The sequence below is a fragment of the Paenibacillus sp. NMA1017 genome (assembly GCF_058895805.1).
In genome coordinates this window covers 725,124-746,436 of sequence record NZ_JBZXYR010000001.1, presented here as the reverse complement: position 1 = coordinate 746,436, position 21,313 = coordinate 725,124, and the positions used below count along the sequence as shown (strand labels likewise).

Sequence of the window (21,313 nt, the reverse complement as noted above, 5' to 3'; positions counted from 1 at the left end):
CGGTAAAAGGTTTTGTTTTGTACACTTTTTTGGTACACTATCCTGAAAATTAGATGAAGTAAGGATTTTGCAAAATAAATAGCAGGGTGGTCTGTCATTATGAAAATACCGGGTGTAACAGTTCAAGAGCTCATGGCAATACCCGTGTTGAAGGAGGCAAAGGTATTAAGCGGAGAGCAAGGGCTAAGCCGGGTTGTCCGGTTTATTGACATTATGGAAGTCCCTGACCTGAAAGGCTGGGTCCGGGAAGGTGTATTGTTGATGACAACGGCCTATTCGATCCGTCATGAGCCTGAGGTATTGTGTCAAATTATTCAATTACTACATCAGGGCGGGGCGGCGGCGCTTGTGATCAAGCCTACCCGCTTTCTCACGGAAATTCCTCGCAGTGCGCTTGAAGAAAGCAATGCCTGCGGCCTTCCTGTGATTGAGATTCCAGCCGATATTCCCTATACGGATATTACGCAGCGTGTCATGGATATGGTGTTGAACCGACAGGCAGAGCTGCTGCGACGTTCGGAAGAAATCTATCGAACGTTAACGACGATGGTGCTGGAGAACAGTGGCATACAGGCTGTAAGTGATAATATAGCAGAGCTTTTTAAAGCTCCGGTTGCTTTGATTGATAATGGAGGTCAAGCCATTGTCACTTCACCACAAGAATGGGATTGGGCGAAGGTACAAGATGCTCGTCATTTTCCCATTAATGTGGATAAACGTACAGTTGCCAAGTTGGTTATTGCCCGCAATGAGCTGGATGATATGGAGCAGGTTGGTATTGAGCAGGCACGGCTGGTGATGGCGTTGGAATTAATGCGTGAAAAGGCGGTAGAAGATACGGAAAGCCGACTACGGGGGAACTTTATAGATGAGCTAATGACACCTCCATTGCCGTTGCGGCATGAGGTTGAGCGGAGAGGTCGTCAATTGGGATTTAACCCGGAATATGACTGGGAGGTGGCTGTACTGGAAAGTGCTGCGGCTCCGCCAGAAGAGATTCTTTCCGGGCTACTGAGTATGGAATCGACCCGACGGCGTGTGGTGTCTCATATTGAGTTCCGTTCGAATCGTGCGATATTATTTCTGCCAACTCTTCAGCCGAATGATTACCAGAACGTACCTGGCTCTGATCAGGAAATGTCCTGGAGTGATACGCTGAAAAACTGGTCGACTGAAAAGGCCTGGGGTACCGCCGATTATTATTTAGGCATCGGAAGTGCCAAAAAGTTATGGGAACTGCTGCAAAGCTACAATGAAGCACGTCGTGCCATTACTGTAGCTCAGCGGCTGTATCCTGATCAACGTGTATGCAAATACAGCGATATAGAGATGCACTATATGCTTGGAGAAGCGATGGACAAAGAGGAATTTTCAAATTTATTTGAACGCAAGCTGGGGAGACTTCAGCAATATGATCGCTCACATGGCAGTGACTTACTCAAAACGTTATTTTATTATTTGGAAAACAGGGGAAGTCTGGTAGATACAGCCAATTATCTTTTTATACATCGTAACTCAGTAAAATACAGATTGGAACGGATACGCGACATGACAGATTTTGATCTTAACAATCCACGTGAGCAGTTTATATGTCATACATGTCTGATTCATTATTATTTGCGGGAACATAGGTAGCTGGAGCGGTTTTTTTATGCAGGGAGGGCAGGACATGGATAAAAAAATACTGATAGCGGACGATGAGGCGAGCATTCGAAATGCGCTGGCTTATGCGTTAAAGCGAGAGGGTTTTTTGGTGGAAACCGCCGTTGACGGGGAGGATGCCTTGGAAAAAGTGCATTTGTTTCATCCAGATGTGCTCATACTGGATGTGATGATGCCCAAACTGGGTGGATATGAGGTGTGCCGCCGTTTAGAAAGTCGGAAGGGCATCGGTATTTTATTGCTGACCGCCAAAAACGATATCGTTGATAAGGTACTCGGACTGGAGCTGGGCGCGGACGATTTTATGAGCAAGCCGTTTGACCTGAGGGAGCTGCTCGCACGTATTAAAGCATTGGTACGGAGGCTGGAGCGAGAAGGAGCGCCTGTCCCGGAAGGAACGGAAGTGGTACTCGGTCCATTACGGGTACGTCCGTCCAGCCGAACGGCTGAACTTGGAGCCATAGCGCTGGAGCTGACCCCGAAGGAGTTTGATGTGCTGGCGCTGTTGGTGTCCCATGCCGGAAGGGTGTATACACGGGACGAGCTGCTGGAGCAGGTATGGAGCTTTGATTATGTGGGTGGAACGCGGACGGTGGATATTCATATCCAGCGCTTGCGCAAGAAGCTTGAGCCGCATCAAGCGATATTGCAGACCGTGTATGGTATCGGCTATAAGGCAGAGAAAATAACGTGAACGAACATCATTCACTCCATCAGCAAGGAAGCTTGCGGTCCACCGACCAACAGAAGCGCAAACGCAAACCTACAGGCTTGAGCCTGCGTTGGAAATTTCCGCTGGTACTGGCGGCTTTGCTGCTGTTTACTGTGGGTGTGCTGAGCTGGCTCGTGCTTACTGGTATTCGCGCTAACCAGACAGATCAAATGGAACGCAGCTTAAAGCGTCAGGCCGAAATTGTAGAAATGCGTGTAAAACAGTCTTACCTGTTGGGAGTGCGCCAATCACCGGAAGACTTTATGAAGAAGCAGGCACCTGGGCTCGCAGTGGAATTGGGCGTATCCAGTAATATGCGCGTTATTTTATATGATAGTCAGGGGCATGAGGTTGGCAATTCTCTACCGCTGGCTTTTAGAACAGATGTCAGCCAGGCGCTCTCCTATGCGATCCAAGACAAAATTGCGTATATTACAGAAGGAAGTGCAATCACTTATTTGGCTCCGCTTCAAGGTCCAGACGGCTTGCTGGGAGTGGTACAGCTTCACAGCTCAACAGAAGCGCAGCAGCAGTTCTACCGAGCCATCGCCCATTTGTTTCTATGGACGGGGGGTGCGGTGCTGGTATTGAGCTTTATTTTGGGTTTAGGCTATGTCAGCCGCCAGACGAGGGACATCGGACGACTGACTCGCGCTTCCGAACAGATATCGGCAGGGCAATATCTGGAAGCCAGACTGCTGCGGCGGCAGGATGAGCTGGGAAGACTGGATGAAGGAATGCTCCAGATGAGTCATGTGATCCAAGAGAGCATTACCGCACTGGAAAACGAAAAGCTCCGGCTGGAAGAAGCGGTTCAGCGTTTGAGAGAGCTAGAGCAGCAGCAAAAATCTTTTATTGGAAATATCAGCCATGAACTAAAGACCCCGTTAACCTCTATTCAAGCTTATGCTGATTTACTGGATATGTATGGGGATGATCCTGAACTGGTGCGTGAAGCGAGAGAAAGCATCAGTAAGGAAACAAAGCGGTTGTACGAGCTTGTCGAGGACTCGCTGCGGCTATCTGTGTTGGATAAATATGATTTTGAATTGCATACACAGGCTGTGGAACTGCATTCGTTACTGGAAGATGCAGGGAGTCGTATTCGAGGAAAGGCGGCAGCTCGTAGACTGAATTTCTCGATAGATACCGTTCTTGCCAAGGTGTGGGGAGACCCTAAACATTTGATGCATATTGTACTGAATTTGCTGGATAATGCAGTAAAGTACAATCGGGAGGGTGGATGGATTACGTTATCGAATCGGGTAGAACAGGATACCGTGATTGTGTGTATACGCAATTCTGGTCCATGGATTCCTAGGGAGCAATGGGACATGATTTTTGAGCCGTTCGCTACCTTAAGTCGTGATCGATCTCGTCAGGACAGCGGTACGGGACTCGGTCTTCCTCTGGCGCGCAGACTGGCGGAGCGCATGGGGGGAGAGTTGCAGCTTACAGCTTCAGATCATAGTAGCTTGGAAAATGGCAACGGCCATACTGTAAGTGGGAATGAATTTTCGCTTAGACTCCCCCTCTTGGTTCACGATAGCTCCCTATAAACGGCCGATTGTTAGCACAGGGCTAGAATGGTGTCTTGTTTACAACTTGGAAACAATTCGATGTATTTATGAGATGTCCGAGCATTAAACTGGGGGTATCGTTAACTAGGAGGCCGTTGTACATGATAAAGAAAAACATAGACAGCTATGGGCAAAAGAACGGCTCCTCTCATCGCGAAGATTTCCGTACAAGAGTTTCCAGACAGAAAGCCACGGGGCTGCTTATGACCGGCTTAATCGCCGGGGGATTGCTCAGCGGTTGCGGCATGAAGAGCGCAGGAGAGACAAATCCAGCATTCGGTATGAAACCGGGCCAACAGCTTACTGTGATTGACACGGATGCAGCCCAGAAGCAAGTAACGGACGAGCTGGTGGTATCGTCTATCGACAGGCTGGGGGATGTCTACGCGAGGTCTTGGCTGAGCGACGAAGAGCTGATTGTGGAGCGTAAAACCCAGCTGTGGATTCATAATGTAGAGACAGACAAGGAGCGGATTTTAACACCAGGTCGTAAGGCTCCACAGTTACTTGCTGTGGTATCACCGGATCAGCGCCATGTCTTTTTTACTGAAGGTAGCACCAGCAGCAAATATGATATTCAGGGCTACATTTTGGAACTAAGCAGTGGTAAGCTTACATCGATTGGCAAGCTGGATATGACTAATGAAGTGAGTTGGAGCGACGAGAATCATCTCATTGCAGGCACACCGGATGGTAAAATCCAGCTGATTGGTCTGGACGGAAAAGCTGAAGAATTGAGTTTTCAAGATCCGAATCGCTCTGAATTGATGTCTCATGTTGAAAAAGTGGGTAACGCCATATTTTATACAGGCAGTGATAAACAAGGGTATCCAGTGCTGAATCGGTTCACCCTCAATCATCCTCAGGCTGTGACCATTGCAGAGGGTGCCATGTCCTTTGCCGTGTCGCCTGACGGTAAGTCTATCGCCATTGAAAAGCGGAAATGGAATACATCCGAACCAGCCCGTATGATCATTTTGGATGAACAGGGCAAAGAGAAAGGAATCGTCGGGCAAGGTACTTTAATGAGTCGTGGAAGCTGGTCCAGTGACGGGTCCAAGCTTGCTTTTTCCATTTATGATGAGGATCAGCAAGGCATGAGAGGGCTGTATGTGTTTGACCAGTCCACGGGTAAAACCACTCCAATTACGACCGATATCCAATCCTATGACAGCCCAACGGTATGGAGCCCATCCGCCCGTTTTTTATCCATGTATCAGAACATTTCGGAAGGTGGAAAACAGCTCAATCAAAGCTACATCGTCGAATTTAAGGGGAAGTAGTAAAAGGCGCATATCCGTTTGTTCGGAATGCGCCTTTTTAAATGCAGGCTGGCTATTAGATCTTATATGACTATACAAACTTGCGATGATGTTTCTTGCCGTCATATGAGAATAAGGCGAGCTTACCCTCAATCAATGTTTCCAAATGAACGGTGCGTCCCCACAGCTGATATACATACGGAAGTGTGCGCTCCATATACTTTAAATCCAGCTCAATGCCTTCGTACTGGTGCTTGAGCTTTAACTCGCCCGTATGCAGATAATCTCCATCCTCGACGACGATATAAGGTGAGCCTCCATTCACACGTGAAAACACAAGCTGATCCCGTATGTTTTCCCAGGATTTATCGGTAATTTTCCAATCGGGTCCCCGTTTTTCAAACACGTACAGATCCAAATCCTCTGTCAGTTTCTTGGTCATGTAGTTACGTATAAAAGAGGTGTCCGAGTCAAACTCTCGTACCTCGAACATTTTAGCTCGACCCTCGCCCGGTTTGCGTCCTTGTCGCTCTTGCTCCTCACGGGTTGGGTTATCCCATCGTTTTTCAATATCCTCAAATATTTTCAGCCCCAAATAGTATGGGTTCAGGCTTTGCTTGGAAGGCTGTACGACAGAAGCGTTCAGCATCGCAAATTCAACGGTTTCCTCCCCGGTCAAATCTAGTTCCCTTACAATCCGCTGGTGCCAATAGGAGGCCCAGCCTTCATTCATGATTTTGGTCTCCATTTGGGGCCAGAAATACAGCATTTCGTCCCGCAGCATCGTCATAATATCTCGCTGCCAGTCCTCCAGTACCTCGGAGAATTCCTGAATAAACCAGACGATATCTTTTTCAGGTTCCGGTGGGAACTTGCGTACCTTGACGCCCTCGGTCTCGGTCGGATCATGCTGCTTCGCTGTTTCCAGTGACCATAGATCATCATAAGGCCCAGGGGGACGTTGGCGTTTTCCGGGTTCTTTCTGCTCCCGAATTTTGAGCTCCATGTAGCGTTGCTTATCCAGATGCCTTGGTTTGATGATCTGTGGATCCACATGCTCTTGTATCGCCAGTACAGAGTCAATGAAGGATTCCACAGCCTTTGAACCGTACTCCATTTCATAGCTGTTGATTCGATCTGCTGTGGCCGACATACTCTCCACCATATTGCGATTAGAAGCTGAAAAGCGGGCGTTGTGTTTGAAAAAATCACAGTGTGCCAGTACATGGGCGACAATCAGTTTATTTTGCACCAAAGAATTTCCTTCCAGCAGGAAGGCATAGCAGGGATTGGAGTTAATGACCAGCTCATAGATTTTGCTCAATCCAAAATCGTACTGCATTTTCATCTTGTGAAACGTTTTTCCAAAGCTCCAGTGGCTGAAGCGCGTGGGCATACCATAGGCTCCGAATGTGTATACAATATCCGCCGGACAAATCTCATACCGCATCGGGTAGTAGTCGAGCCCGAATCCATCTGCAATCTCCATAATTTCTGATATCGCATATTCTAGCTCTTTTTGGTCGGTGCTCATCCCACCGTTCCCCCTTCCCGTTTGCGAAAAAAGGTACGTAAGGCTTGGTATACCTCACCTTTTTCCTTGATGACATAGTACATAAACTGATCCTTTTTAATATTCTTGTAGGCTGACATCAGCGTGCTGCTGCGATTATATTGATTCACTTCGCCGTAGCCGAACATATTGCTCCGCTTTATAAGTTCCTCGATTAGCTTCACGCACCGCTCATTGTCCGAGGTCAGGTTATCGCCATCCGAGAAATGGAAGGGATAAATATTGTAGCTGGAAGGAGGATATCGTTTGTCGATAATCTCCAGTGCTTTCAAATAAGCGGAAGAGCAGATCGTGCCGCCACTTTCTCCGCGGGTAAAAAATTCTTCCTCCGTAACCTCTTTAGCCTCGGTATGATGCGCGAGAAAGACAATTTCCACCTTTTCATACTGACGGCGCAAAAAGCGGGTCATCCAGAAAAAGAAGCTGCGAGCGCAATATTTTTCAAAAGAGCCCATCGAGCCCGATGTGTCCATCATGGCTATAATCACCGCGTTGGATTGGGGAATGGTCTTCTCTTCCCATGTTTTGTAACGAAGATCGTCCGGACTAATATGATGAATGCCCGGTTTCCCTTCACGGGCGTTGCGGCGCAGATTTTCGAGAATGGTTCGTTTCTTGTCAATGTTCGCTTGCATGCCTTTTTTACGTATATCATTGAACACGATAGATTCAACCTCAATTTGATCCTTGTCTTTTTGCTGTAAATTCGGCAATTCCATTTCCTCGAACAGCATATCTTCCAGTTCCTCTATGCTGACTTCCGTTTCCATAATATCGTGTCCCGGCTGGTCACCGGCTTTCTCACCTTTACCAGGCTTCTGGGAGGCAGGATCACGTCCGATGACATCCCCCACCTGACTATCTCCATCCCCTTGGCCTACATGCTTTTGCTTTTGATAGTTATAAATGAAACGATATTCATCCAGACTGCGAATCGGCACTTTAATAATCTGTTGACCGTCCGACATAATAATATTTTCTTCCGTAATCAGATCGGGTAGATTTTGCTTAATGACATCTTTGACCTTCTGCTGATGACGTTGCTGGTCCTGGTACCCTTTGCGATGCAGCGACCAATCTTCGCGGGATACGACGAATGAATATGGCTGGCGTGGTTCCGGCATTATTAGGCACCCCCCAAGTGGATACACGGCACAGTTTGGCCTTGTTGGTTATTAAGTATATTCACGGGGATGAACGATATGTGATGGAACTTGATTTAAATTATGCCCGTTTGCTTTTATAATGAAAGTAAAAAATGTAAAAAAAGAATGGAGAACCTTGGGTTATGGAAGAAATTGCAGTACTTATAGTAGACGATGAGCAGGGGTTGCGGGATATGCTGACAACAGTGTTAAAAAAAGAAGGGTTCCTTCAAGTCAAGCATGCTGCAACGGGGCGGGAAGCGCTGCAAGTCGTGATGGAATCTCATATAGATGTGATTGTACTTGATGTTATGCTGCCTGATAGCGATGGGTTTGAGATATGTCGTCAAATGCGACTATATACCGATGCCCCTATTCTTTTTTTGACGGCAAGAGATACAGACCTAGACAAATTAATGGGGTTCGGTATCGGAGGAGACGACTATATTACCAAACCGTTTAACCCGCTGGAAGTCGTTGCCCGTATGAAAGCTCGAATGAAATATCGGAAAGCTTCGACAGTGGCCATGAAGCAGACCTTAGGCACTTTAGATTTTGGATATTTCCGACTGGAACTGGAATCCGGTGTGTTGTTTGTAGGGGACAAGCAGGTCGAGTGTCCGGCACGTGAATGGCTACTGCTAGTATTTTTGTGCAAGCATCCTAACCGTATTTTCAGTGTACGGCAGCTTTACGAGGCGATATGGAGCGAGGCTTTCTTGGGTGATGAGAAGACTGTAGTGATTCATATTTCCCGTTTGCGGAAAAAAATTGAACCTGATCCCAAGCACCCGCAATTTTTAATCAATGTAAGAGGACTTGGTTATAAAATGATGTCAGTCAAGATGGAGGAGCAAGAATGAACTCTCTAGTTAAGATGTCCTTTCGTTTTATGAAAGTAACGTTATGCTTTGTACTGGCCTATGTCCTATGTTTTGTTATTTGCACGATCTTATATATTTTTATAAAAAGTATATTTGGAGCATCTCAAAATATAAATATTAATCTATTCTGGACAGGACTTGGTATCGTGCAAAGTGTTGTGTTCATAGTTGCTTACGGATGGTATATAGGCAAACCTTTGGTGTATGTAATCAAATGGATTGGAAATATTGCGACAGGGGAATTCCAAGCGCCGCTAAGTGAACTGGAACTACCAGAGGGCAAAAAAAATCAGAAAAATAGTTATAAACCTCCGTATCAATTGTATAAAGAAGTTTTTGAACAAATGAACATCTTATCGGCTCAATTGCGCAGCAATGAGGAAGAGAGAGTGGAAATAGAGAAACGAAAACAGCAGTGGGTAGCAGGTGTAAGCCATGATCTGAAAACACCATTATCTTATATTGAAGGATATGCGGTCATGCTGACTGCTCAAGAGTATGACTGGTCTGATGAAGAAAGAAGAAGCTTTAGTATGGGTATCAGTGAGAAAGTGACGGAAATGAAGCAGTTGATTCAGGATTTGAATGCTTCTATGCAGCTTAAGGAAGGTTCATTGCCAATCCAATTGGAGAAGGAGGACATTGTGGAGTTTCTCCGTAGTGCGGTCATAGATATCGCTAACCATCCTTCGGGCGAGCAATACGAATTTTCTTTTACGTCCATGGAGGCGGCATGTATTATGCCCTTCGATAGCAAGTTATTAGGCAGAGCGCTACAGAATTTTTTGATTAACGCTATCATTCATAATCCTCCAGGTACACACATTTCCATGGAAGTAAGCAAAGCGAATGATAAGCTTCAAATTACTATCGAAGACGACGGAATAGGAATGAATTCCAATGAGTTCATGCAGGTATCTCACTCCCAAGGGCATGGAATACCTATTGCCAAAAGCTTTATTGAGGCGCATAAAGGAACGCTTCGTATCCTTCCAGGCAGTAAAGCGGGTACAAGGATGGAGATTTCACTGCCGCTAAACATCTAATTTTTTAACATCTAACCTCACATTTTACAGTTTGCTCGATTTTTTTGCCTGTTGTTTAGGGACTGTTTACCTGATGTTTACTTTACTTCAGTAAACTGTATGTAACTTAATCTTCAGCATTAGAAGTCGAGAGGAGATCAGGAAATGTCTGAATATGTAATACATACACAGCAGCTAACTAGGCGTTTTGGAAAACGGGAATTTGTAAAACGAATAAATCTCCAGGTACCCGGACAGCAGATTTATGGATTTTTAGGACCTAATGGGGCGGGTAAAACAACCACGATTCGTATGCTACTTGGGCTGATTAAATCCACATCCGGAGAAATTGAGATATTCGGGAAAAAGCTAAAGGATCAGCGTATGGAAATATTGAAGGATGTTGGCTCCTTGGTTGAATCACCTGCCTATTATGCCCATTTATCCGCATATCGAAATTTGGAAATCGTTACAACCATGCGTGGACTGCCGACCCGAAGAATTCATGAAGTGCTGGATTTAGTGAGATTAACCAAGGATGCGTATCGTCCGGTAAAGGGATATTCCTTGGGGATGCGACAAAGACTGGGGATTGCTATGGCACTTATTGCCAACCCCAAATTATTGATACTAGATGAACCGACGAATGGTTTGGACCCGTCTGGTATTCAGGAAATTCGGGAGTTAATTATGAGCCTCCCTGGCGCTTACGGAATGACGGTACTGGTTTCGAGCCATTTATTAAGCGAAATTGAGCAGATTGCAACCTATGTAGGAATTATTAATCAGGGTGAAATGATCTTCCAGGGAGCGATGAAGGAACTCAACGCCAAAAGCAAGCCTCAATTATTCATTGAAACCTCAGATCCTGTTCTGGCTGCCGGTGCACTGATTCAGCATGGGTGGACGGCCGGAGCAGAATCGATTGAACAAAATGAGGTTGTGACTCCTATTGTAGATCGACAACAATCTTGGGAGATGATCAAGGTGCTTGTGGAACACAATCATCCCATTTATCGGGTCACAGAGAAGAAAAAGACATTGGAGGAGATATTCCTGGAACTGACAGGTAAGGAGCGAAGCTTATGATACTCCGGGTTATAAAAGCAGAGGGGCTTAAGCTGAAGAAAATATGCTGGTGGATTCCTCTTATACAGGGGTGTGTACTTACAGGCATGACTGCCGTAGAATGGTATCTTTACTTTCGGCAAGGACCAGGAGGTGTCTATGCTGGTTTTGCCGTTATGTTTATGTTCCTTTCGTTTGTGATGCTGCTTGGCGGTACACTTTTGGCGAGCATTATGGCTGGTACAGAGCATGATACTCAAACATGGAAGCAGCTTATGGCCATGCCTGTTCCCAGAAGCTATATCTATTTATCCAAAATCGTATGGATCGTGATTCTGCAGTTGGGTACCGCCTTGATCACTGTAGCAGGTATGAGCCTCATCTGGGTGTTATATACAAACGAACCCATTCCTTGGCGAATCATGCTGTTACAGCCGATTAATGCAAGTTTGGCTACCCTACCAGTACTTGCAATTCAACTTTGGCTGTCTACGCTTTTCACTAATCAGGCATTCCCATTAGCGTTTGGTATATTCGGTTCTATTGCAAGCTTGTTTTTGGCACGCACAAGTATTCTGTGGATTAAAATATTGCCTTGGTCGTACCCTGCACTATCAAGTCCTTTGATGAAGGAACACATGATTTGGGTGATCGTTGCTTTAAGTGCAGGAGTCATCTTTACGGGACTTGGTACATTACAGTTTACCAAACATGAATTCAAATAGAGAGGAGAAGATACATGGGCTCTATTTTACGCGTGGAGACGATAAAGCTTCAATGGATCATGATATGGATTCTCATTATATTGGATGCGGTCATAAATTCTTTAATGGGAGTCTTGGAGTTGAATGATTTGAAGCAGTTTTTTTCGCCTAGCTGGTTAACTTTATATACTTATTCAGCGCAATTTCACTCTATGTTTTTTTATCCGCTCTATTGTGGAATTATCGCTTCTCTTTTGTGTGCGTATGAGCATCGGGATGGGGGATGGAAGATTTTATTAAGCAGCCCGTATCCTCGTCAGCAAATTTATTATGCAAAATATATATTGCTTATTCTCATACTAGGTCTTGATCAGCTTATATTTATAGTAGGCTATTTTGTAAGCGGAAATATAGCAGGTGCTCCAGGAGAAATCCCTTGGTCTGTCGTTCTTTCTACCAGCTTGGGAGGATGGCTCGGGATTTTTCCCCTGGCAGCATTACAGCTTATGCTCTCGATAAAAATTCGGAATTTTGGCGCTTCTCTGGGAATGTCTATTTGTTGTGTGGTTCCTAATATTGTCATAACAGGCTTTCACTCTTCCATAGGTGCGTGGTTTCCTTTTACGATCCCTTATTATATTATGATGCCGCAAACAGCGACTTATGCACCCAGAGTTGAACCTTACAGCCTAGGATTGATTGTCATTCTTACGTTTTTAGCCTATCTGTATGGTGGGAGAAAGATGTTTGTGAATAGGGATTGGTTGTAGTTAGGATAGCATGAGGATGTAATCCCAACCGATCTCTTTGTTCTCAGAAACACTTAATAAAGCAGCAGCAATCCCAGCAACACCTTCAAGCATGCCCGCTTTTGTCAGCCAAGTCAAAGAGCCATCTGACCTTGGCTCGGGATCCAGATACCCAAGAGGGCTATCCATTTGAAAGCGATCAAGCAGACAATTTGTTAACTGTTGAATAAGCGGGAGAAACGCAGGCTCTTTACTGTGACACCACATTCGCCAAGAGATGGTAAGTAATCCGGCAAGACCGTGGCAGAGTGCAGAAGAGTCCATTTCCCGCTTAGCTATCTCATAGGAGAGTGCACCGATACAAGCTTTTACAGCCAATTTTTGCAGTTCCTCATTATGGAGAGCCTTTCCGGCAAGAAATAGGGAGCAGGCGATACCGGGGGTACCATAACACCATGCTTCTCTTGCTCGTTCCAAATCAAACTGTAGAGAGCCTGTTTCAGCTTCGAATGGAACAATATGAGGCCAGTAGCTGCCATATTCATCCTCATATTTATACTTAAGCAACCATTCCGTAATGGTTTCAATCGCTTGATATTGGCCTTTTACTTCAATTCCAGAACTGTAAGCCAAGGACAACAAAGCTAACGGTCCAGGAATACCGTGTGCCATTCCACAATTAAAATTGCCCTGAGGATAGTTACGTTTATCCCGGTCTAAAAATTGAAACTTTTGCGGGGAGTACCATCCTGGGACATAATGATTGTGAATATGTATGGGATGTGTAAGATCGGTGAGAAATTGAAGAATTGGCTCTACAAGAGGAGTACAAATAGGATCGGATGAGTTCATCAAAATATATCTTCCAATCCCAGAAGCTCCTGAAATGGTGTCAAAGGATTGCATGGGCATACCTTCGTGAAGGCTTAATTGTTCTGTATTCGATTGAAGCCATTGCTCTGTTAGAGGCATCATCCATTGATGTATTTGCCGTAAGAAATTGCTGTAGTATTGACCATGATTTGAAGCCTCACTTACGGAAGAAGCGATGCCTGCCCATCCACTGTAAAGCGAGACATCGTTAAGACCATTTTTAGCAAGTGAAGCTTGGATTTGAGCCATATTTAAATGTATGGCCCTATTCCAATCATACGAAGGGTCTATAGCACGCCATTGCGATAGTAAATGAATGTTACCAGGATAACCATGCGAAAGTGAAGTTTCTCCCCATGGGTGGTACTTTGTTTCTGGCGAAACATTGTGTTCCGCATGGACTGCTGCATAGACGGATTCGGGCTCGCATAGACGTAAAGCAATTTTTTTATTAATATCTCTTGCACGAGCTTGATCGGATTGTTGTATAACAAAACTATCAATTTTCATATAAATGCCTCCATTATTTATTCCTCATTATATTGTCACTAAAAATTAGTGAGTTGTCCTTAAAAATAATAAAAAAAAATAGAGACTTATCTTAAATATACTTGTTGAAATTAAGAAAAATGTAAGGGTTATATAAAGACTAGTTAAGATTGTATGACTTATAATAAAATTGTAAAAAAAAAAGGAGGTAACAAGATGAAAAATCAATTTGATCTGGATTTGCAAGTAGCCAAAAATGAGGTTGCTCCAAAAGGGGTTCAACCAGCCAGTGGTCTTATCTGTACTCCTTCATGTGCAACAGGTACTTTGAATTGTCAAGTTAGTCTTACCTTCTGCAAAACGTGTTAATAACGAAAATACATGGAAAAAAGGCACGGTTTCTATAACCGTGTCTTTTCCAGTTATGAAAATGAGGGAAGGATTTATGGTTGAAGATTTGCAGGGGAGATCAATTGAAATCAGTAAGCATATAGCACAAAAGCTAATAGACCTATCATATACAGAAAAGATAGTTAATGATACAAACAACCTTTCGCCTTCACGTGGAAAGTCCCCTTGGAATCCTGACTCGCTTGCCGATGGAGTTCCGGGTATGTTAGTGCTGTTGTCTGAATGGGGTTACCTGGAACCTGATCAAAATTGGGCAGAGCATGTGCATAGTCAGTTACGGTACTTACATGCTAACTCTCTATTATTGCTGCCTCGTATTTCTCTTTATTACGGAACAACAGGAGTGGCTTATGGCATATTGCTAGCTTCCAATAACAGAGCAAATTATAACAAACTAATCTCTCAGCTTAATAAGTATATTGAATTAAAGTGGGGGGATTTACCTGCAGTTGGCACAAATAGAGAGTTTAGTAGGCAAATGGATATCATCAATGGACTGCTTGGAGTGGGCAGATACACACTGGAGGTTGCTGAAGACAAGACAATGTGTGATCTGTCGCGTCAATTATTAGATACCATTACGCGCTTCATACCTGAATATATACATTTGTCGTCAAGGGAAGGTTCGGCTTCGATCCATTTAGGTTTGGCGCATGGTATCACCGGAATACTTGCACTGCTAGTCACTGCCCTACAAAAAAAGATCGAAGTTAAAGGATTACAGGAGGCTATAAAATATATAGCCGATTTTTTGCTTATTCAAATTCAGGAGGATCAATATGGTTTGTATTGGCCTGTAAACTCTCAAGTGCTTTCGATGAACAAGAGTGACAAAGTAGGGATGAGAGAAATTGAAGGCTGGTGTCACGGAACCTTTGGAATAGCTTGGACATTATTCAGAGCAGGAATCGAGTGCAGTAATGAAGAATGGAAAAAGATAGCGGAACAAGCTGTGAAATCCATATTTTGCTTAGATGATGAGCTATTAAATGCGCTATCCCCTACTTTCTGTCACGGGTTGGCCGGTTTGCTTCATATGGCTCATAGATTCTATAGCTTAACCGGTAATATAGCAGCGTTACGCTTTGCCGATCAGATAGCTTTAAAGTTAGTAAATTTATACGATGAAGAGCTCCCATTTGGATACCGGGACTTGGAGGGGACAACTCATGTTCATAATGTAGGAATATTGCAAGGAGCAGCAGGGATTGGGTTAAGCTTGCTGGACTATGGAATTGGGAAAGAACATCCTGAATATTCAGGGAGATGGAGTGAATTGTTTCTAATTTCTTGAGGGCACTGCCTTATTGCTTTATCTGAAGCATTGGTTTTGGGGGGATTAGATGAAACAAAAATTTATGGTTATATCATCTTTTAGAAAGATTAAGCATTTTTTTGAGACTTTAAGCACTCCAGAAAACATTCGAATCATGTTTTATGATTCGCTTTACCAGGCTCTACCGGAGATTGATGAGAAGTGTATCGGTGTAGCTTTGAATCAGGATCGTATAACGCTAGAGGACTTGTCTTACTGGCACACCGTTAAAGAAAAATTTACGGTTCCATTTATCTTTCTTTCCTATCATAGTGATGATCAACGGCAATTGGATCTCCTCAAACAATTGTTTTCAATGGCTTCATCTGAAAATGGAATGGAAAGAGAACAGCAGGCTATTAGTTTATCACCCAATGTCATTTTTGATCCTGCTGGAAAGGTTATTTGGAAGCAAGGGCATGAGCACATGCTGACTATGATGGAATTTCGATTATTAATGTACCTTCTTACTACAAAAGAGTGTGCTTCTACGATTGATCACATTATAGACAGAGTCTGGGGAGTGGATGCTTTTACTACGTCTAATACGGTGTATGTGCACATCCGAAAATTGAGAGAAAAAATAGAAGATGATCCGAGTCATCCGAAAATTCTGGTAACATGTCATGGAATCGGTTACAAGTTGAATATATTCCCTAAAAACTTGGAGGTGGTCAGTTGTGAAGAGACAACTGCATTACACTGATGCGCATAAACTACATAATGAAGTGAGAGATCAGGATGAAAGATGGTTCAGTGCATGTGATTTTTTTCTAATCAGAGCTCCATTACTTCCGCTAGACCAATATTTGCAGGTGTTTTCGGATCAAGATGTAGACAGCCAGCTTGCATTGGAGGAAATAACTCGTCGATTAAAGTTGGCATCCCAAGAAGCTGTTGTTCAAGAAGCCATATCATTAGCCTCTCCGTCCCTAATGCAGTTTCTACATTATTTAAATGATGGCCATGCTTTGGATGATAAAGGAGAGCTACAAAAGTATGAGAAGACGCTGAACAGCTTTTATCGTTATTTTATTCGGATGACTACCCGAACGACTCCATTTGGGTTGTTTTCAGGAGTGGGTCAGGGGATTTGCGGGAAGACTACCAATCTGGATATTGGTAACTATCCTAAGCATCTGAAGAGAGCCAGACCCGACATGGAATGGATATATAAACTGATTCAAAAAGTAGAAGCTGATCCGGCCGTATTTAATCAACTAAAGGTCTTCCTAAACAAAACGGTTATGATCAAAGGAAATCGAGCCAAATTACCATTCCGACCTAAGCATGGAGCAGCAGAAGCTGATGACTCGGCAGAAATTTTTAATTCCATTTGGCTTACTGACGTTGTTCGAATGACGTTTGAAGCTGCTGAACATCCCATTCGAGTGATGGAACTCAAAGAAATACTATTAAAGGCATTCCCTGACGCTACTTTGGAAATCATAGCTAGTTACTTGCAGCAACTAGTAGAGCAAGAGTTTATTTTAAGCGAGCTTAGACCTCCGTTAATGGATCACTCACCCTTTCATTACATATTCGAAAAAATTAATACGTTGGATAACTCCGATCATTGGATTCACATTTTACACGAAATTAATGCTTTATTACTTCAATATAATCAATGCACGATTGGAGAAGGAGAGAAGGTCTATCGGAAATTATGCGACAAAATGCTGGAAATCATTTCTGTAAAAACACCTGTACAAGTTGATGTTAAATTGGATAAAGAAGTAACGCTGCCGAAACATGTGCTTGATGAGGTTTCATTAGGGGCTGAAGTCATGTGCAAATTGTATGCATCCCCCAAAACGGATGAATTGGCTGAATATTTGAATCGTTTCTTGGAAAAGTACGGTGTGTATCAGGAGATTCCTATTCATGAACTATTTGATGAGGATTGGGGTCTGGGTATACCGGAAATGTATCGTTCAAATGAAAAAAAATCAATGGGCATGGAGGCATTTAAACGCAACGCTGTTCTCTTTCAATGGGTTTCGAATGCCATCTCTAATCATGAAATTGAACTCGCCCTTACAGATGAACAGTTAGAGCAACTGATGATTTCTGATAACTACGACACTTCCCCAGAATCAATGGAGATCTATTATAGTATATTTGCTGATTCTCCTGAAAAAGTTGATTCTGGAGACTATTCGCTGTTACTTGGAGCCAGTGCTGGCTCGAATAGAGCGGGTAAAACCTTTGGACGTTTTCTGGATATGTTTAGTGAGGAGTTTGTACAAAAATTCTCTGAAATATATGAACATCACCGATGCTTCCATCCCGATGCGTTATTGTCAGAGATGGTTTTTATGCCGGAACAAGGGAAAATATCCAACATCTCATTAAGCAAAAATTTAATGGAATATGAGATTGTATCGGGAACCACGTCTTCTAAAGATGAGGACCATACGCTTTGTATTGATGATTTAGTCGTGGGTGCTACTCATGATCGTTTTTATGTCAAGTCCAGACGTTTGGGTAAGGAAATAATCCCCTTGCAAACACACATGCTGAATTACAAGCTTTCACCACATATATTCAGATTTCTAACGGATATTACTAATAAAGAGATTGGTACGTGGTCTTATTTTGACTGGGGGCCATTAGAGCAGTCCCCTTTTTTGCCAAGACTAGTATATAAAAAGATCATTATTAGTGCTGCGCAGTGGAAACTGAGCAAAGCTTCATTGAATATTTCAGAATCATGCGAGTCCAAAGAAGGAGAAAAACTTTTCCATGTGTGGAGACAACAATGGAATGTACCGCGCTATGTTTACCTAACGATGGGGGATAATCGACTTTTATTAGACCTATGCAACCTCTTCCATATCAAAGAATTGCTACGTGAGGTGAGCAAGATACGCGAAGGACAGGAACTTCTCCTTACTGAGTGTTTGGGTAATCCCTTCCATACCCCATTGCAGGGGGCGGCAGAAAGATATATGGGGGAATTTGTATTTCCGCTAAAGAAGAAAAAAATAAAGGTGAAACCGAGTATTCCTAGTTCACAAAACCATATGGATTCTCAAAATTTCATTGCTCATACTCCTTCCAGCATTCATAGAGGCATATTTCCAGGAGGGGAGTGGCTATACCTTAAATTGTACGGAGTCAAGGAAAGAGAGACTGATCTGGTAGGCTTAAGCCTAGGGCATCTCTTAAAACAGCCGGGTTTTAAGGATTGGAGTCAAAAATTTTACTTTTTGCGATACGTTGATCCTGAACATCATATCCGTTTACGTTTTCAGGGAGAGCCCGATAAGCTTTGGACAGCAGGTTTGGCGCAATTAAATCAGTGGGCAGCCGAGTTGCGTGAAGAGGGGCTAATAACAAATATGGTCCTTGATACGTACTTTCCTGAGTATGAGAGGTATGGGGGACGGACACTTATGGAGCTGGCGGAACAGATTTTTGACGTGGATAGTCAATGGGTTGTCGCCTATATGAGGGGGATTCGTTCTAAAGCTTTTGATCTGGACATAGAGATAGTGGCTGTGATTAACATTATTCATTATCTGAGTGGTTTTGGCTTAACAATTCAGGAGCAAGTGAACTGGCTAGAAGAGAGAATTGATTGCAAGCCTCATATGAAGGCGTTTAGGGATGTCAAAAAAACATTGATTACCGCTGTAGAAGCGAATTATGAATGGCTTGGACAAGCAGATACGGTCACACAGGTCGCATTCTTAGCACTTGTAGAAAAAAGACAGACTATGATTCAGCAGTATGCTCAAGCGATAATTCTAGCTAAAAATAATCACGAGCTTACCAATCATCCTGATGATATTTTAGGCAGCATCATTCATATGCATTTGAATCGTCTGCTGGGTGTAAATAGGGAGCGAGAAATAAAATGTATGGCTTTAGCTAAGCACACAGTAGCTAACCTGTTGCATCGGAAAGGGGTAAGCTATGTCACAGTCTAATGGACAAACCAATGACCTGATCTCTTTGTCCTATAAAAATATATTTCGTACCTTTTTATTTTGGCCTCGTATATTCAGGCTGCTTTGGGACACACATCCTTCCTTTTTGATTGCTATACTCATTACGAATTTGTTGAAGGGTGCAATTCCTGCTATTATCCTTTTAACTACGAGAGAATTAATCAACAGTGTCGTGGCCGGAGCGTCAGGGGGGAGCTTTCAACCTGTCTTTATAGCTTTTGGCGTCTTGATCGGTGTCAATTTGCTGTATGATCTGATTAACATTGGCGAAAGCTTTTTTCGTAAAATGTTTCAAAGCCGGCTATCGAACCAGGTAAATATCACAATTATTGAAAAAGCACAAAAGATGTCTTTGCAGTCGTTTGAGGATGCAGATGTGCAAAATATGCTTCAACGTGCTCAGGGAGAGGCAGATTACAGACCTTTTGAAATATTTACGCAAATCCTTGCCATTATTAGCAGTGTTGTAACTTTATTTTCGACGGGTGCAATTCTCATCGCATGGAGATGGTGGGCATTCTTATTCATTTTTCTCATTCCATGCTTGTCCTTTTATTCTTTTTTACGTATTGGGCAAAGAGAATTTAATGTTCACTTTCAAAGAGCAGGAAGACAACGTGAATCCTGGTATTTGTCGTTTTTAGTGACAAGGGATAATAGTTTTAAAGAAGTGAAAATATTTCAGCTGGGAGACTATCTGCGAAAAAGATACAAAACGATACTCGAAGGGTTTTATCGCGAGGATAAAGTGCTAGCGGTTCGTAGATCCTATACTTCTCTTGTATTTCAGATTGTAAATCAGGGGGCGTGTGCATTTATTATTTTCATGGCCATACAAGCCACTTATGTTGGTCAAATTTTAGTGGGGAACTTGGTGAGCTTAATTCAGGGTATCACGTTAACCCAGTCAACATCGCAGAGCATTGTGCAAGGAATTTTAAGCTTGTGTCAAAATAATTTGTATATCAAGCAACTATTTGACTTTTTGGATATGCCGGAAGAGGCAAAAGTACAAAAATCGGTTCAGCAATTGCCTTTGTTCGCTATTCACAGTATTGAATTTCGGAATGTATCGTTTAGATACCCGAACACGGAAGAGAATGCCATTTCTAATGTTAGCTTCAAGCTCCATCAAGGAGAGAAGCTGGCCATTGTAGGGAGAAATGGATCGGGTAAATCAACGATCGTGAAGTTAATGACTCATTTGTATTCCAATTTTGAAGGAGAAATCTTAATTAATGGACACTCTATTCATGAGTTGGATAAAGACAGTTTTAGAGAAAAGATAGGTGTTGTTTTTCAGGATTTTGTACATTATGAGATGGCTGTTAGAGATAATATAGGCTTTGGTCATGTGGCTTCCAGAGAAAATGATGAGGCCATTTGGACAGCTATAGATAAGGCGGGGATTACAGATTTGATAGTCGGCCTGCCTGATAAAATGAATACCTTGCTTGGAAAATGGTTTGAAGATGGACAGCAGCTATCTGGAGGACAGTGGCAGCGTATTGCAATAGCCAGGGCCTTTATGAGGAATGCCGATATCTATGTCTTAGATGAACCAAGCTCTTTTTTGGATCCACATGCGGAGAAAGAGGTTTTTCAAAAGTTTGATCAGCTTATTCATGAGAAAATTGGAGTGTTTATTTCACACAGACTGTCCTCCGCACGTATGGCGGATACCATTATTTTAATGGAGGAGGGAAAAATTGTGGAAGCAGGTAGCCATGAACACTTAATGGATATAGACGGAGTGTATGCAGAAATGTTTAGGCTGCAAGCCTCCTCGTATCTTTCACAACGAGAACGTGGTTTTGAGGAAGAAAATCTGTCGCCCTCGTTAGTAAGGACGACAGGTGGAGCCTAAGAAAGGACAGATGCCCTCCTATTGTAGGAGGGTAATTT

General features: G+C 43.3%; 17 protein-coding genes. 14 read left to right on the top strand and 3 right to left on the bottom strand.

Features of this window, described 5'->3' with window-relative positions:
• Window positions 1–99 precede the first annotated feature (99 nt).
• The 4 genes from AC5ELV_RS03540 to AC5ELV_RS03525 all read left to right on the top strand — a co-directional run bounded on the left by AC5ELV_RS03540 (window position 100) and on the right by AC5ELV_RS03525 (window position 5,237).
• Window positions 100–1,635: a PucR family transcriptional regulator gene (locus AC5ELV_RS03540; protein WP_493429143.1), complete on the top strand. Its 1,536-nt coding sequence runs from the start codon at window positions 100–102 to the stop codon at window positions 1,633–1,635.
• A gap of 34 nt (window positions 1,636–1,669) precedes the next feature.
• On the top strand, window positions 1,670–2,356 hold the full coding sequence (locus AC5ELV_RS03535) for a response regulator transcription factor (protein WP_493429142.1): 687 nt from the start codon (window positions 1,670–1,672) through the stop codon (window positions 2,354–2,356).
• On the top strand, window positions 2,353–3,933 hold the full coding sequence (locus AC5ELV_RS03530; RefSeq protein WP_493429141.1) for a sensor histidine kinase: 1,581 nt from the start codon (window positions 2,353–2,355) through the stop codon (window positions 3,931–3,933). The genes AC5ELV_RS03535 and AC5ELV_RS03530 overlap by 4 nt, the downstream gene beginning before the upstream one ends.
• Window positions 3,934–4,055: 122 nt before the next feature.
• Window positions 4,056–5,237 carry a TolB-like translocation protein gene (locus AC5ELV_RS03525; RefSeq protein WP_493429140.1) on the top strand — a complete coding sequence of 394 codons (1,182 nt, stop codon included), beginning with the start codon at window positions 4,056–4,058 and terminating at the stop codon, window positions 5,235–5,237.
• A gap of 70 nt (window positions 5,238–5,307) precedes the next feature.
• Here the strand turns inward: AC5ELV_RS03525 and AC5ELV_RS03520 are convergent, their stop codons facing one another.
• Window positions 5,308–6,750: a SpoVR family protein gene (locus tag AC5ELV_RS03520; protein WP_328802196.1), complete on the bottom strand. Its 1,443-nt coding sequence runs from the start codon at window positions 6,748–6,750 to the stop codon at window positions 5,308–5,310.
• Window positions 6,747–7,913 carry a sporulation protein YhbH gene (gene yhbH / locus AC5ELV_RS03515; RefSeq protein WP_025723949.1) on the bottom strand — a complete coding sequence of 389 codons (1,167 nt, stop codon included), beginning with the start codon at window positions 7,911–7,913 and terminating at the stop codon, window positions 6,747–6,749. Before yhbH ends, AC5ELV_RS03520 begins: the two co-directional genes overlap by 4 nt.
• A gap of 164 nt (window positions 7,914–8,077) precedes the next feature.
• On the opposite strand from yhbH, the gene AC5ELV_RS03510 reads away from it, so the two are divergent.
• The 5 genes from AC5ELV_RS03510 (at window position 8,078) to AC5ELV_RS03490 (ending at window position 12,385) form a co-directional block, all read left to right on the top strand.
• Window positions 8,078–8,797, top strand: coding sequence for a response regulator transcription factor (locus tag AC5ELV_RS03510; RefSeq protein ID WP_493429139.1), 720 nt, complete (start codon window positions 8,078–8,080; stop codon window positions 8,795–8,797).
• A complete protein-coding gene (locus AC5ELV_RS03505; RefSeq protein WP_493429138.1) occupies window positions 8,794–9,864 on the top strand; it encodes a sensor histidine kinase in 1,071 nt (356 codons plus the stop codon). The genes AC5ELV_RS03510 and AC5ELV_RS03505 overlap by 4 nt, the downstream gene beginning before the upstream one ends.
• Before the next feature lie 144 nt (window positions 9,865–10,008).
• On the top strand, window positions 10,009–10,932 hold the full coding sequence (locus tag AC5ELV_RS03500; RefSeq protein ID WP_493429137.1) for an ABC transporter ATP-binding protein: 924 nt from the start codon (window positions 10,009–10,011) through the stop codon (window positions 10,930–10,932).
• Window positions 10,929–11,636, top strand: a complete 708-nt coding sequence (locus tag AC5ELV_RS03495; protein WP_023987832.1) for an ABC transporter permease — start codon at window positions 10,929–10,931, stop codon at window positions 11,634–11,636. The genes AC5ELV_RS03500 and AC5ELV_RS03495 overlap by 4 nt, the downstream gene beginning before the upstream one ends.
• A 14-nt stretch (window positions 11,637–11,650) precedes the next feature.
• Complete coding sequence (locus tag AC5ELV_RS03490; RefSeq protein ID WP_493429136.1) at window positions 11,651–12,385, top strand: ABC transporter permease; 735 nt, start codon at window positions 11,651–11,653, stop codon at window positions 12,383–12,385.
• On the opposite strand, the gene AC5ELV_RS03485 is transcribed toward AC5ELV_RS03490, so the two are convergent.
• A complete protein-coding gene (locus AC5ELV_RS03485; RefSeq protein ID WP_493429135.1) occupies window positions 12,386–13,747 on the bottom strand; it encodes a lanthionine synthetase C family protein in 1,362 nt (453 codons plus the stop codon).
• 195 nt (window positions 13,748–13,942) lie between these two features.
• Here AC5ELV_RS03485 and AC5ELV_RS03480 point away from each other — a divergent pair, with 195 nt between their 5' ends.
• From AC5ELV_RS03480 to AC5ELV_RS03460, 5 genes are all read left to right on the top strand, one after another.
• Window positions 13,943–14,095, top strand: coding sequence for a gallidermin family lantibiotic (locus tag AC5ELV_RS03480; protein WP_103048208.1), 153 nt, complete (start codon window positions 13,943–13,945; stop codon window positions 14,093–14,095).
• Window positions 14,096–14,171: 76 nt separating this feature from the next.
• A complete protein-coding gene (locus tag AC5ELV_RS03475; RefSeq protein WP_493429134.1) occupies window positions 14,172–15,431 on the top strand; it encodes a lanthionine synthetase C family protein in 1,260 nt (419 codons plus the stop codon).
• A 49-nt stretch (window positions 15,432–15,480) separates the two neighbouring features.
• Window positions 15,481–16,158, top strand: a complete 678-nt coding sequence (locus AC5ELV_RS03470) for a winged helix-turn-helix domain-containing protein (RefSeq protein WP_493429133.1) — start codon at window positions 15,481–15,483, stop codon at window positions 16,156–16,158.
• Window positions 16,133–19,387 (top strand): lantibiotic dehydratase, encoded by a 3,255-nt coding sequence (locus AC5ELV_RS03465; RefSeq protein WP_493429132.1) that lies wholly within the window; start codon window positions 16,133–16,135, stop codon window positions 19,385–19,387. Before AC5ELV_RS03470 ends, AC5ELV_RS03465 begins: the two co-directional genes overlap by 26 nt.
• Before the next feature lie 262 nt (window positions 19,388–19,649).
• Window positions 19,650–21,275 carry an ABC transporter ATP-binding protein gene (locus AC5ELV_RS03460; RefSeq protein ID WP_493429131.1) on the top strand — a complete coding sequence of 542 codons (1,626 nt, stop codon included), beginning with the start codon at window positions 19,650–19,652 and terminating at the stop codon, window positions 21,273–21,275.
• Window positions 21,276–21,313: the final 38 nt, after the last annotated feature.